The sequence below is a fragment of the Caballeronia sp. LZ029 genome, from assembly GCF_031451275.1.
Lineage (GTDB): Bacteria > Pseudomonadota > Gammaproteobacteria > Burkholderiales > Burkholderiaceae > Caballeronia > Caballeronia jiangsuensis.
Genome location: NZ_JARUXO010000003.1, coordinates 1,023,608 through 1,037,140, shown reverse-complemented (window position 1 = coordinate 1,037,140; position 13,533 = coordinate 1,023,608). Strand labels below are relative to the sequence as shown.

Sequence of the window (13,533 nt, the reverse complement as noted above, 5' to 3'; positions counted from 1 at the left end):
GGCGGCAAATGTCCCTGTGATGTCCGGGCGTCGTGCTCGATGCGGCCGGCGCTGGATGTATGACGACATACTACGAATGTCGTGATACTGCATGCTGCATGCATTAAACCGGGTCGAACGGGCCTGTCGTCGTGAACGCGCCGCCTTGCAGCACGGCCACAGGATCGGTCGGCGCGGGCGGCGGCGTCGCTTCGATCTTTTCGCGGAACTGCTCCGACGAGTCGCGTGGCACGAAGCCCAGATGCGCCGCGCAGCGGTTGTCCCACCACGTGTGCGCATTCGCGGACATGCCGAACACGATCGTATGGCCGACGTCCTTCGTGAAAAGGCTGCGGCGCAAGAGATCGTGAAAATCGTCGTAGCTCATCCAGCTCGCCATCATGCGGCGGTCCTTCGGCTCGGGAAACACGGAGCCGATGCGGATGCTCACGGTCTCGATGCCGTAGCGGTCGAAATACATCTGCGCCATGTCTTCGCCGAAGGACTTGGACAAGCCGTAGTAGCCATCGGGACGTTTGCGCGCGGTGGCGTCGATTCGTTCGTCCTGCCGATAGAAACCCGTGACGTGATTCGAGCTCGCGAACACGATGCGCCCGACGCCCTGTCGGCGGGCTGCTTCATAGAGGTTGAACACGCCCTTGATGTTGGCTTCGAGAATCTCCTCGAACGGTCGCTCGACCGACACGCCGCCGAGATGGATGATCGCGTCGCAATCGGCGGCGAGCGCATCGACGGCCTGGCGGTCGGCCAGATCGCAAGGAACGCGTTCTTCGTGAGGCGCCGCATCGTCCGGCAGCACCCCGGGCAAATCGGAGATGCGCACGTGTTGCGCGAATTCGGCGACGCGATGCCGGATCGCCCGTCCGATTCCGCCGGCGGCGCCCGTCAGCAGAAGGCGGTCGAATCGCGCGGCGTCACCCGTGGACGGCGTGCTGTTTTGTTGTTCCATCGAACTGTGTCTCCTGAAGGCTGTCGTCGCTAGGGATTACCCGGCACGCGCCTCCTTGTACGTTGTCATATCACCGCATCACGCATATCATCATTTGCCGACCGATTTGTCAATGTGTGTAAAACCCACTCCAATGAGAACGCCGTGACGCTATCGCCCGATCCGCATGCCGATACGCACCATCCCTCGTCAACCGATGTATCCATTGCGCTGCCCGGCGCGCGACGAAGCCTCACCGCGCAACTGGTCGATGCGCTGCGCGCGCAAATCGATGCGAAGGAATTGAAGGCCGGCGCCCGCCTCGCGACGGAAGCGGAGATGGTGCAGCGTTTCGGCGTGAGCCGCACTGTCGTGCGTGAGGCGTTATCGCGTTTGCAGGCGGCGGGGTTCGTTGAGACGCGGCATGGCATCGGCACGTTCGTGTGCGATGCGAACACGTCGCCGCTCTTGCACCTCGATCCCGCCGATGTCGCGGGCTCCATCGATGCGTTGGCCGTCCTCGAATTGCGCATCAGCCTCGAAACGGAAAGCGCGGGACTCGCCGCGATGCGTTGCAATGCCGCCCGCCTCGCGACGATGCGCTCGGCGCTCGCCGATTTCGCAAAGAGCGTGGGCGCGGCATCGGATACGGTAGCGCCCGATTTGCGGTTTCACATGGAGATCGCGCATGCGACGGGCAACCGCTATTTCGTCGAGATCATGGAGCATCTCGGCACGCGGATGATTCCGCGCACGCGCATCACGGCCACGCCCATTCCGCGCGAGCAATATGCTGAGTATCTGATGCGCGTGAATCGCGAGCACGAGCAGATCGCGGACGCCATCGAACGCGGCGACGCGGATTCCGCGCGCACCGCGATGCGTCTGCATTTGATCAATAGCCGGGAAAGATTGCGGCGGGCGCAGGCAACGTCTGCGTGAATGCGCGGCAAGGACCGCGTATCGAGCGATCCTTGCCGCGGGTACGACGGTCTCAGCGAGCCATGTTCGGCTCTCCATCCTCGATATCGTGCGCGCCCGAAATCGTCTCCATCGACGAATCGTGATGCAGCAGCAGCACCGCCGCCACGCCGACCATGCCCGCTCCTGCAAGGCATAGCAAGCCCGCGCCGAAGCCGCCCGTGCTGTCCTTGATCCAGCCCATCGCATAGGGGCCGAAGAAGCCCGCGAGGTTGCCGAGCGAGTTGATCGCCGCGATACCGCCCGCAGCAGCAGCCCCCGACAGGAACGAAGCCGGCAGCGTCCAGATCACAGGCAGGCAGCCGAAGATGCCGAAGCCCGCGATCGACAGCGCGATCATCTTCAACACCGGGTTATCCAGCCCCGCAGAAGCCGCGATGCCGCCCGCCGCCACCATCAGCGCAATCGCGACGTGCCAGCGACGCTCGAGCTTGCGATCAGAATGCCGGCCCCACAGCACCATGCTGATCACGCCGACGACATAGGGCAATGACGTGACGAAGCCCGTCTGCAGATTAGTCAGCCCGAACGCCTTGACGATCTGCGGCAGGAAGAAGCTCAGGCCGTAGTTGGTCGCATTCGCGCCGAAGTAGATCAACGCAATGGCCAGCACGCGCGGATTAAAAATCGCCTCCTTCACGCTGAACGCATGCACCGATTCACGATGCGCCCGTTCCTGCGCCTGGCGATTCACGAGCCAGTCGCGCTCTTCCTTCGCGAGCCAGTGCGCATCGGACGGTCTGTCGGTTAGATAGAAATACACGACGAACGCAAGCAGGAGCGCGGGAATCGCTTCGATCAGATACAGCCATTGCCAGCCCTGCATGCCGTTGATGCCGTCCATCTGCAACAGCGCGCCGGAGATGGGCCCGCCGATCACCGTGGACAGCGGAATCGCCGCCATGAAGTATCCGACCACACGGCCCCGATACTTCGCGGGAAACCACAAGGTCAGCAGAAAGATGATGCCGGGAAAGAAGCCCGCTTCCGCGATGCCGAGCAGAATGCGCAAGCCATAGAACACGTAGGCGTTCGACAGGCCAGTCGCTTGCGCGATATGCGGAATGTAGGCCATTGCCGCCGCGAGAATGCCCCACGTGAACATGATCCGCGCGATCCAGCGACGTGCGCCGAAACGTTCGAGCAGCAGATTGGACGGAACTTCGAAAAAGAAATAGGCGATAAAGAAAATGCCGGCACCGAAGCCGAACATGCTGGCGGTAAAGCCGAGCGCCTTGTTCATCTGCAACGCCGCGAAGCCGACGTTGACGCGATCGAGATACGCGATGAAGTAACACAAGATCAGGAACGGCACGAGGCGAACCATCACGCGCTTCATGGTGCGAGCTTCAAGGTCCATCTAGGTCTCCTCCGGATAAGAGAATCAGGTAGATCGCTGGTACTTGAGGTACCTGCGGAGACTACTCTTTACGGAGGAACTACAGCATTGGTGTTTGTTCTTGGTATCGGTTCCGAAGCGGTACGTGTCTGTCGATTCGATGCGCGCCAATGCGGTGCATCGAATCGTTTGCGTCCCAAAGTATGCGTAAAAATTGCGAACGGGGCGCGTGATACGCCCCGTTTCGCGACGATCATGCGACCGGTAACAATCCGGCGTAATCCGGTTCCGGTAAGCCTTGCACGCCGGGGTTCATGGCGAACACATAGCCGTCGTCGTCAGTAGCGTTCGTTGCCGGACGAATTGTCGTCACATAGAGCGTCTTCAGATCGGCGCCGCCGAATGCGCACATCGACGGCTTGCTCGCGGGCAGCGCGATCTCGCGATCCAGCTTGCCCTGCGGCGTGAAGCGCAGCAAGCGCCCCGCGTCGTTCGCGCAGGTCCAGTAGCAGCCGTCCGCATCGACAGCGGCGCCGTCCGGGCGGCCCGCGTAATGATGCAGATCGGCGAACACGCGCTGCGCGCCGGGCGTGCCCGTATCGGGATCGAAGTCGAACGCCCACACGAGGCGGCGTTGCGGGTGCGAGTCGGACAGATACATCGTCCTGCCATCCGGCGACCACGCGAGACCGTTCTGGGTGATCAAACCATCGACAAGCGGCGCGGAAAGCGTGCCGTGCTCGTCGTAGCGATACAGCGCGCCCGCAGGACTCGCGAGCGACATGTCCTGCACCATCGTCCCCGCCCAGAAGCGCCCTTGCCTGTCGCAGCGGCCATCGTTGAAGCGCATGCCCGTCGCGGGAAACGCTGGCGCGGCGAGCTTCGCGGCGCGTCCTTCGTTCGCCTCGCCCGCACCCGAGAGCGTCACGGCGAACATGCCGCTCTCCATGCCCGCGACGACACGCCCCGCTTCATCGAACGCAAAGCACGCGACCTGTTCGGCAAACGCCCATTCCGTGCGGCGCGCACTTTCGACTTCGAGCCGGACGATACGGCGCGCGGGAATATCGGTCCAATACAGCGCGCCCTCTTGCGCGCGCCATACCGGACATTCGCCGACCGTTGCACGGCCGCCCGCGTCGAGCCGTTCGGCGCGCACGGATGCGCTCATCGCTTGCGCTCCATCGGTTCGCCCAGCACGAACGCGCCGCCCTGGAAGCGTTGCGCGGGGTCGTCGCGTTCGGCGGTCGGCCCGGTCGCCGGAAAGAGACCGTCGAACTGCGCGGAGCTGTCCTTCGGATTGAAGCCGAGGAAGCCGGCCTTCGCGTTGTCCCACCACTTCACGGGATTGTCCGACGCGCCATACACCACGGCGTGCCCGACGCGATTCGTGAACAGCGAGCAGCGCACCAGTTCGATGAAATCGCGGTAGCTCAGATACGTGACGAGCATGCGCGGATTTTTCGGCTCCTCGAACGACGAACCGATGCGCAGGTTCACCGTCTCGATGCCGAAGCGGTCGAAGTAATAGCGCGACAGCGATTCGCCGAAGCACTTCGTCACGCCATAGAGGCTGTCCGGGCGATGCGGCGCATCCGTATCGATCACCTCGGTGACCGGATGAAAGCCGATTGCATGGTTCGAGCTCGCGAACACGATGCGCTTCACGCCATAACGGCGCGCAGCTTCATAGATGTTGTACGTGCCGCGGATATTCGCCTCGATCAGATCGTCGAACGGCGCATCGATCGAGATGCCGCCGAGATGCACGATCGCATCGACACCTTCGACGAGCTGCATCACCTTCTCGCGATCCGCGAGATCGACGGCGCTGATTTCTTCGTGGCTCGCCGCATCGTCGAGCGGCGCGATGTCGGAGAGCCGCACGACGTCGGCCCATTGCGCGAGCGCGCCGCGCAACTGACGGCCCAGATTGCCGGCGGCGCCGGTCAAAAGCAGGCGCTTGAACGGTTTGCCCGCTGCGTTTGGCTGATTCATCGAGACTCCTGTCCAATACGTGGTAATGCGTTGAAAGCAAAAATGAAGAAAACGTTTTCGGGACTATAGCGACGAGGCGGAACCGCCGTCAATCGCCGTCCAGCATTCATAACGCTGCATGCAAAATGCATGATGCGCGTCATTGTTTCCCGGTTTTCTGCGACAATCCGTAAACATTGCGAAAACGTTACCTTCCGAATGAAGAAAATTTCCCCGACCATTCGCGACGTCGCCGCCGCAGCGGGCGTGTCCGTCGCGACCGTCTCAAAGTACATCAACGGCGCGCAACGCTTCTCCGCGCCGGTCGAAGCCAAGCTCAAGGAAGCCATCGATACCCTCGGCTACCGGTCGAACCCGCTCGCGCGCTCGATGATCACGGGCAAGACGCGCACCATCGGCCTCACGATCCTCGATATCAGCAATCCGCACTTCACCAACGTCGTGAAGGGCGCGAACCGCATCGCGCTGCGCCACGACTACACGCTGCTGCTCGTCGATATCGACGAGAACCAGGCGCGTGAGCGTCCGCTCATCGAAGCCCTCGCGCAGCGCGTCGACGGGCTGCTCGTCAGCTCGCGTCTCGCCGACGAAAACGCGCAATGGATGCTCGATCTCGACAAGCCCGTCGTGCTTCTGCGCAATGCCGAGCTGCCGATTCCGAGCGTCGGCATCAACAGCCGTCTCGCTACCTACATGCTCGCGCGCCATCTGCTCGATCTCGGCCATCGCCGCATCGCGTATCTCGGCTTCGAGCATGCGCGCATCAACGATGAACGGATTCGCGGCGCACGCGATTGTCTCGCCGAAGCGGGCCTCGAACTCGACATCTACGAAGCGCACGCGCCGACTTCGCTTGCGGGCGAACAGGCCTGCTCGCGCGTGATGCTCGGACCGAAGCGGCCGCAAGCGGTGATCTGCTACAACGACCTCATCGCGCTCGGCTTCATGAAGGAAGCCGCGACGCTCGGCATTCGCGTGCCGCAGGACGTGTCGGTGACCGGCATCGACAACGTGCCTTACGGCGCGTACGCCGCGCCTGGCCTCACTACCGTCGACATCCAGAGCGAGAAGATGGGCGAACTGGCGATGCAAAAGCTCATCGATGCGCTCGCCGGTCATCCCGACCCCGGCAACTCCATGTTCGAGCCGCGGCTCATCGTGCGTGAATCGACTGCTGCGGCCGCGTGATTCGCGCCGCGCCGCCTGCGGGTTGCGAGTGCTGGCGGCGCGGCGCACTGCTTGACTAATAATTAGCGATCAGGCCGGGAGCTTCGCCGGCGTCATCTTCGGCGTGAGCATATGCATGATCGCGAAGGCGATGAGATACGCCGATGCGCCGATCGCGAACAGCACCCAGTAGTGACCCGTGCGCTGCAGAACCTGGCCGATCACTTCCGAGAACAGCACGCCGCCGATCGAACCGGCCATGCCGCCGATACCGACCACCGCGCCCACTGCACGACGCGGGAACAGGTCCGACGCCGTCGTAAAGAGGTTCGCCGACCAGCCCTGGTGCGCTGCCGCCGCGAGACCGACGATCGCCACCGCGACCCACAGATTGTCGGCCTGCGAGACAAACGCGATCGGCAACACTGCACATGCGCAGATCAGCATCGCGGTCTTGCGCGCCGCATTCACGGTCCAGCCCGCACGCAGCAGCGCCGACGAAATCCACCCGCCGCCGATGCTGCCGATGGTGGTGATCGCGTAGATCACGACGAGCGGCAAGCCGATGTGCTGCATGTCCATGCCGCGCGATTCGTTGAGCCACTTCGGCAGCCAGAACAGATAGAACCACCACACCGGGTCCGTCAGGAACTTGCCGACGATGAACGCCCACGTCTCGCGCTGCTTGATGAGCACCTTGAAGCCCGGCGCGCCTGCTTTCGCGTTGGCGGCATCGGCGGAACGGGTTTCGTCGCCTTCGTTCGCGAGATCGTCCTCTTGCGCGCTGCCGTCCGGCTGGCGATACATGAAGAACCACACGACCAGCCAGATAAGACCGACCGCGCCGACGATCACGAATGCCGCGCGCCAGCCGAACGCCACCGCGATGGCCGGAATGAGCGCGGGTGCGAACACCGCACCGATGTTCGCGCCGGAGTTGAAGATTCCGGTCGCGAGCGCGCGCTCACTGCGCGGGAACCATTCGGCGGTCGTCTTAATGGCGGCCGGGAAGTTGCCGCCCTCGCCGATGCCGAGCAGTGCGCGGACCATCGCGAAGCCCATCACGGAGCCGACGGCCGCGTGCAGCATAGCGGCGATGCTCCATACGAACATCGCGAGCGCGTAGGAGATACGCGTGCCGAGCCAGTCGACGATGCGTCCGAAGCAAAGCAGACCGATCGCATAAAACGCCGAGAACGCGATCACGATGCGGCCGTACTGGATCTGCGTCCAGCCGATGTCGTGCTGCAACATCGGGGCGAGCAGACCGAGAATCTGCCGGTCCATGTAGTTGATGACCGTGGCGAAGAAGAGCAGCGCGCACACGGTCCAGCGATAGCGGCTGGCGGTACGCACGACGCCGGCAACGACAGTGTTCATGAAAGTCTCCGGACGCGGCGGCGCTCGTCGTGCCGCGTTCTTTGTTGCGTGACCGGCGACGAGCGCCGTGGCGATGGCCTGCGTGGGTGGTGAAGCCGCAAGCCAGCCTGGGTTTTGGAAAACGTTTTTCGAAGGATAGTGGGTTTGCTCTCGACTGACTATCCTAGTGTTTGCCCTAACCCAAGCCGAAACGCATACATACGGGGCCTGTGCGCCTTATTTCTTCGAGGGATTTCATGGCCGCCCGCAGTTAATCGTTTTCTATAGATTTTCCATCCTGCCGCTTCGGACGAGCTTGCATTCGGCGTTTCGCATGCACTTTGGCGTTTTGCATGCCGTCTCACGCATACAAAATGCCGCCCACAACACCTTCGAACCCCGCCGATGCGCCTGTATGATCGAACCCCAATCGACAACAACGACGAAAGCCTTCCATGCCTGCTCGACTGACGGGGCTCCTGTATCTGCTCGTCACCGCCACCGGCTGGGCACTGAACTGGCCCGCCATGAAAATCCTGCTGCGCGAGTGGCCGCCGCTCTTCTCGCGCGGCATCGCCGGCATCGCGGCCGCCGTGCTGCTCGGCGTCATCGCAAGGCTGGCAGGCGAGAACATGCGCGTGCCGCGCGCGCTGGTGCCGAGGCTGCTGCTCGCATCGGCGATCAATGTCTTCGCGTGGATGGGTTTCTCCACGCTCTCGATGAAATGGCTATCGGTCAGTGAAGGCGCGCTGCTCGTCTACACGATGCCGATCTGGGCGATGCTGCTCGCGTGGCCCGTCGCGAAGCGCAAGCCCTCGGCCGCGGGCTTCTGCGCCCTTGCGCTGGGACTCGCGGGCGTGGTCGTGCTGCTGTCCGCGCACGGCCTTTCGTTCGATGGCGGCAAGCTCGCCGGCATCGCGTTCGCGCTTTCGGCCGCGCTGCTGTTCGCCCTCGGCACGGTCATCACGCACGGGCCGATGCCCATCCCGCCCATCACGCTCGTCGCGTGGCAAGTCGGCATCGGCTGTGCGCCGATGATCGTGCTCGGCCTCTATATCGAGCATCCGGTTTTTTCCGCGCTCGGGCTCGACGGTTGGGCCGTGCTCGTCTACATGAGCCTCGTGCCGATGGCCGTGTGCTATCTCGCATGGTTCGCAACGTTGCGCCGCCTGCCCGCCGAGGTCGCGTCCATCGGCATGCTGCTCGTGCCGATCATGGGAATCGTCGCGGCGGCGCTCACGATTGGCGAGCCGCTCGGCGCGCGCGAGGCGATCGCGATGGCGCTCACGCTCTCGGGCGTCGTGCTCGCCATGAGGCAACGCCGATAGCGCGTGGCGCAAGGGAAAAATTAAAGACCTGGCAAGGATGTGCCGATAAGGAGCGTTACAACTCTTATCGTCCAGTCATTCCCCCATGTTTCGTAATACTCTGGCCCGCATGAACGTCGGGACCAAATTCGCCGTGCTCGCCTGCGCGCTCACGGCAGTCGTCGTTGCCTTCTTCACCATCGCCGTCACGCGAAGCGCGGGCGAGCAGGTCGACGAGCACGCGCTCGCACGCGTCGAAAGCGAGAATCGCTCGATTGCGACGATGATCGGACTCTACGACAAAGCCGTGAGCGCGGAAGTCACGCGCTTCATGACGATCTTCGCGCACCGCCTGCCCGCCACTTTCACGCTCGACGAAACGCGCACCGTGGATATCGGCGGCGTTGCGACACCGAGCTTTCTCGCAGGCGACAAGCCCCTGAACAACGACTTCGCGATCCCCGATGCGTTTCTCGACGAAAGCGGCGCAATCGCGACGATCTTCGCCCGCACCGGCGATGATTTCGTGCGCGTGACCACGTCGCTCAAGAAGCAGGACGGCACGCGCGCGATCGGCACGCTGCTCGACCGGAAGGGCCCCGCGTATGCGCCGATGATCGCGGGCAAGCCGTATATCGGCATCGCGACGCTCTTCGGCAAGCAGTACATCACCGAGTACAAGCCCGTCACCGATGCATCGGGCCGCGTGATCGGCGCGCTCTTCGTGGGCGTGGACGTGACCTCCGAATTCGCCGCGCTGCAAGACGGAATCGCGAAACTCGTGATCGGTGCGAGCGGCTATCACTTCGTCGTCGATGCATCGAGTGGCGCGAATCGCGGCAAGCTGCTCGTGCATCCCGGCTCGAAAAACGAACTGGCCGATGAACGCGTCGCGCCCTTCAGGCAGATGCTCGATTCGCACGAAGGCCAGCTCACGTTCGAAGGCGCCGATATCGCGGGTGCGGATGCGCGCGTGCATGGCGGCACGAAGGAAATCGTCTACATGACGGTGCCGCAGTGGCAATGGATGATCGGCGGCATCGCCTATCGCGACGAACTGCTCGCGGACGTGCACGAGAGCCGCAATCGCTTTCTGATGCTCGGCCTCGTCGTTGTCGGGCTGCTCGTCGGCGTGCTGCTCTTCGCGGTGACGAAGCTCGTGGGCCGTCCGATCGACGACGTCACGCGCGCCTCGGAACGCATCGCCGCGGGCGATCTCACCGTGCGCGTCGACAGCGCGCGCGAGGACGATATCGGCCGCCTGATGCGGGCGATCGATGGCATTGCGCGCGGGCTCGCGGGCATCGTCGCGCAAGTGCGCAGCGCATCGGCGGACATGAACGACGGCACGGCGCGCATCGCGTCGGGCAGCAGCGATATCGCGACGCGCATCGCCACGCAGGCGGCGAGCGTCGAGGAAACCGCCGCGAGCATGGAACAGATCACGAGCACCGTGCAGCAGAACGCGGCGAATACCGCGCAGGCAGGCACGCTCGTCGCGTCGGCTTCGGAGGCGGCGCGCGCGGGCGGCGACGCCGTGGGACGCGTCGTGGCCACGATGAGCGAGATCGATGCATCGGCACGCCGTATCGCCGATATCACCGCGACCATCGAAGGCATCGCGTTCCAGACCAACATCCTCGCGTTGAACGCGGCCGTCGAAGCGGCGCGCGCGGGCGAGCATGGCAAGGGCTTCGCGGTCGTCGCATCGGAAGTGCGCGCGCTCGCTCAACGCAGCGCGGGCGCAGTGAAAGAGATCGAAGCGCTGATCGCCGAATCGGCCCAGAAGGTCTCGCAGGGCTACAAGATCGCCGAGCATGCCAGCAGCACGATGGGCGGCATCGTCGAGCGCGTGTCGCGCGTGAATGCGATCGTCGATGAAATCGGCGTCGCGTCGCGCGAGCAGGCGTCGGGCATCGAGCAGGTGAACAGCGCGGTCATGCTGATCGGCGAAGCGACGCAGCAGAATGCGGCGCTCGTGGGGGAAGCCGAGCACTCCGCTGCCGAACTGCGCGATCAGGCCGAGCGTCTCGAACGCGCTGTCAGCATGTTTCGCGTTTGAGTCATCGACTATTCACAGCGGTTCCAGAGGATGCGGCGCGTCGTCATACGCGCCCCATACCGATTGATCGAAGTTGATCATCGATCCCGTCATGAGCCCTGACTCAGCGCTCGCGAGATAAGCGACCGCGCGCGCCGCTTCGTTCGTATTGATCAAGCGTCCGAAGGGCTGTGCGGCCGCGGCGCGTTCGAGCCAGTCGTCATCCGCGCCATGATGCGTGCGCTGAATGCGGTCCTCGCCCTCGCTCGCCATCCAGCCGAGATTCAATCCGTTCACGCGAATGCGATTGCGCAGCAGCGCATAAGCCGTGTTCTGCGTGAGCGTGGCGAGCGCGCCTTTCGATGCGCAATATGCAGCGATGAATGGCTGTCCCGCCATCGCCGACATCGAGCAGATATTGACGATCGCGCCCTCCGTTCCTTCGCGCTTCATGATGCGGATGGTGTCCTGCATCAGAAAGAACGGCGCGCGCACGTTCGTCGCGAACATGCGATCGAAGAGCTCGGGATCGGTATCGAGGATCGTGCCGCGATCCGTCGTTGCCGCCGCGTTGACCAGCACGTCGATGCGGCCGAATTGCTGGTCGGCGGCGGCGATGACCGCGCGGCAATCGTCCACGTGCGCGAGATCCGCCGCGACGAAGCGCACTTGCGCCCCGCTCGCTTCGGCAAGCTCGCGCGCTTTCTTTTCGCCCTTGTCCTTCGAACGCGCGCAAATCACTATGCCCTGTGCGCCGCGCTCCGCGAAGAGCGCCGCCACGGCCGCGCCCAGGCCTTGCGCGCCACCGGTGATGACCGCCACCTTGCCTTCGAACTGAGTCATCTTTGTTCTCCGTATGGTGATCCGCGTGCTTGCCAGATCACGACGTCAGATCTCGATGAAGATGCGGCCACCCTCGACTTTCGCGGGATACGTCCGCAACTTTTCGCAAACGGGCGCGCATAGCGGCCGGCCGTCGCGGATGTCGAAACGGCCGTTGTGCTTCGGACATTCGATGACATGGTCCATCACGAACCCGTCGCTCAGATGGACGTGCTCGTGCGTGCAAAGGCCATCGCTCGCATACACCTCATCGTTCACGCGATAGATCGCGAAAGTGCGGCCATCGTGATCGAAGCGCATCACGTCTTCGTCTTCGATATCGTCCATCAGGGCTGCATCGATCCATTGCGTCATGGCGGGTCGCCTCCTTTCTCTCGATGTCGTTATGCCGGTTCAAGTTTGAGTTGCGGTCGAAGCGGGCATGGGCCGCTCGACGTGATACGACGGGTCGCGTCTTTGCCGTGCGAGCGCCGGAATGATCTCCGCATAGGCCGCGATCGTGCTCGTATAGGGCGGCGGCATGTCGTCCTTCACCGCTTCGTGCAATCGCGGCAGCGCGTGATAAGGCACCATCGGAAACATGTGATGTTCGACGTGATAGTTCATGTTCAGATAGAGAAACCGGAACACGGGATTCATCATCACGGTGCGGCAATTCTTGCGATGATCGAGCACGTTCTCGGGCATCCCCGCATGCTGCGTGAGGCCGAAGAAGAGATAAAGCCACGCGCCATAGAGGCTCGGCAAGCCGATATAGAGCAGCGGCAGGATCGAATGAAAAACAAGGCACGCGCCGATCACCAAGGCATAGATCGCGAGCGTGATGCGCGCCTCCAGAATCACCTTCGGCCATTCCGACTCCGGCACGTAGGTCTTTTCCTCTTCACCGATATTGCCGAACGCAGACGAGATGATCTTCGGCACTTCAGCCGCCGCGTGCTTCAGCGCGAACACGTTGAGCGCGAGGCTCAGCCAGTCCGTGGGCAGCGGCACCGCGATCTCGCGATCCCGCCCGACGACGAGCGTATCCGTGTGATGCCGCGCGTGGCTCCAGCGCCATATCGTCGGCCGGCGAAATACCTGAAACGACGCGACCTGATAGAGCGCTTTGTTCATCCACGCTGTCTTGAATGCAGTGCCGTGACCGCTCTCGTGCCAGCGCGAATCCGCGGGACCGCAGTACAGCGCGCCATAGAGAAGGAATGCCGGAATCGCCCAGAGCGAATGCGCCTGCCACGCGAACCATGCAAGTACGCCGCTCGCGATGATCGCCGCATACCAGAGCAGCGTGTCGCGAATGGCGCGTGCGTCACCGCGCTGCATCAGGCTCTTCATGACAGGGCGCGGCACCGCGCACTTGTACCACTCGGCATTGACGAGACCTGCGGCTTTCGCACGCTCGCCCGCGCCGCCGATCAACTGGTAATCGCGATAGCTATCCTGCTCGCCTGCGCGATGCCCTTGCCCGGATTCCATCATGTCACCTCATCCGATGATTGGAATTACATCATTCGTTATTGTTGGATCGATGATAGGAGCGGAAGCGTCGGCTGTGCAATGTTCGCGCGCA

General features: G+C 63.2%; 12 protein-coding genes. 4 read left to right on the top strand and 8 right to left on the bottom strand.

Annotation, left to right across the window (positions count from 1 at the left end):
• Nucleotides 1-103: 103 nt before the first annotated feature.
• Complete coding sequence (locus QCE73_RS24150) at nucleotides 104-949, bottom strand: SDR family NAD(P)-dependent oxidoreductase (RefSeq protein WP_309883890.1); 846 nt, start codon at nucleotides 947-949, stop codon at nucleotides 104-106.
• Between the two features lie 144 nt (nucleotides 950-1,093).
• Here QCE73_RS24150 and QCE73_RS24145 point away from each other — a divergent pair, with 144 nt between their 5' ends.
• On the top strand, nucleotides 1,094-1,870 hold the full coding sequence (locus tag QCE73_RS24145) for a FadR/GntR family transcriptional regulator (RefSeq protein WP_309883889.1): 777 nt from the start codon (nucleotides 1,094-1,096) through the stop codon (nucleotides 1,868-1,870).
• Nucleotides 1,871-1,922: 52 nt separating this feature from the next.
• Here the strand turns inward: QCE73_RS24145 and QCE73_RS24140 are convergent, their stop codons facing one another.
• The 3 genes from QCE73_RS24140 to QCE73_RS24130 form a co-directional block, all read right to left on the bottom strand.
• Nucleotides 1,923-3,269 carry an MFS transporter gene (locus QCE73_RS24140; RefSeq protein WP_035499767.1) on the bottom strand — a complete coding sequence of 449 codons (1,347 nt, stop codon included), beginning with the start codon at nucleotides 3,267-3,269 and terminating at the stop codon, nucleotides 1,923-1,925.
• A 232-nt stretch (nucleotides 3,270-3,501) separates the two neighbouring features.
• Complete coding sequence (locus QCE73_RS24135; RefSeq protein WP_309883888.1) at nucleotides 3,502-4,419, bottom strand: SMP-30/gluconolactonase/LRE family protein; 918 nt, start codon at nucleotides 4,417-4,419, stop codon at nucleotides 3,502-3,504.
• On the bottom strand, nucleotides 4,416-5,246 hold the full coding sequence (locus QCE73_RS24130) for an NAD(P)-dependent oxidoreductase (RefSeq protein WP_187604209.1): 831 nt from the start codon (nucleotides 5,244-5,246) through the stop codon (nucleotides 4,416-4,418). The genes QCE73_RS24135 and QCE73_RS24130 overlap by 4 nt, the downstream gene beginning before the upstream one ends.
• A gap of 198 nt (nucleotides 5,247-5,444) precedes the next feature.
• Between QCE73_RS24130 and QCE73_RS24125 the strand changes: the two genes are divergently transcribed.
• On the top strand, nucleotides 5,445-6,434 hold the full coding sequence (locus QCE73_RS24125; protein WP_035499764.1) for a LacI family DNA-binding transcriptional regulator: 990 nt from the start codon (nucleotides 5,445-5,447) through the stop codon (nucleotides 6,432-6,434).
• A 69-nt stretch (nucleotides 6,435-6,503) separates the two neighbouring features.
• On the opposite strand, the gene QCE73_RS24120 is transcribed toward QCE73_RS24125, so the two are convergent.
• On the bottom strand, nucleotides 6,504-7,793 hold the full coding sequence (locus QCE73_RS24120; RefSeq protein ID WP_035499763.1) for an MFS transporter: 1,290 nt from the start codon (nucleotides 7,791-7,793) through the stop codon (nucleotides 6,504-6,506).
• A 434-nt stretch (nucleotides 7,794-8,227) separates the two neighbouring features.
• Between QCE73_RS24120 and QCE73_RS24115 the strand changes: the two genes are divergently transcribed.
• Nucleotides 8,228-9,100: a DMT family transporter gene (locus QCE73_RS24115; RefSeq protein WP_309883887.1), complete on the top strand. Its 873-nt coding sequence runs from the start codon at nucleotides 8,228-8,230 to the stop codon at nucleotides 9,098-9,100.
• An 85-nt stretch (nucleotides 9,101-9,185) separates the two neighbouring features.
• Nucleotides 9,186-11,141, top strand: a complete 1,956-nt coding sequence (locus tag QCE73_RS24110; protein WP_309883886.1) for a Cache 3/Cache 2 fusion domain-containing protein — start codon at nucleotides 9,186-9,188, stop codon at nucleotides 11,139-11,141.
• A gap of 12 nt (nucleotides 11,142-11,153) precedes the next feature.
• Here QCE73_RS24110 and QCE73_RS24105 read toward each other — a convergent pair whose 3' ends face one another.
• Genes QCE73_RS24105 through QCE73_RS24095 form a run of 3 tightly spaced genes read right to left on the bottom strand, consistent with a single transcriptional unit; the run spans nucleotide 11,154 to nucleotide 13,442 of the window.
• The gene (locus tag QCE73_RS24105) at nucleotides 11,154-11,963 is read right to left on the bottom strand and encodes an SDR family oxidoreductase (RefSeq protein ID WP_309883885.1); all 810 of its coding nucleotides are present in this window, start codon (nucleotides 11,961-11,963) and stop codon (nucleotides 11,154-11,156) included.
• A gap of 45 nt (nucleotides 11,964-12,008) precedes the next feature.
• The gene (locus tag QCE73_RS24100) at nucleotides 12,009-12,317 is read right to left on the bottom strand and encodes a non-heme iron oxygenase ferredoxin subunit (RefSeq protein ID WP_035499758.1); all 309 of its coding nucleotides are present in this window, start codon (nucleotides 12,315-12,317) and stop codon (nucleotides 12,009-12,011) included.
• Between the two features lie 39 nt (nucleotides 12,318-12,356).
• Nucleotides 12,357-13,442 carry a fatty acid desaturase family protein gene (locus QCE73_RS24095; RefSeq protein WP_309883884.1) on the bottom strand — a complete coding sequence of 362 codons (1,086 nt, stop codon included), beginning with the start codon at nucleotides 13,440-13,442 and terminating at the stop codon, nucleotides 12,357-12,359.
• Nucleotides 13,443-13,533 lie beyond the last annotated feature (91 nt).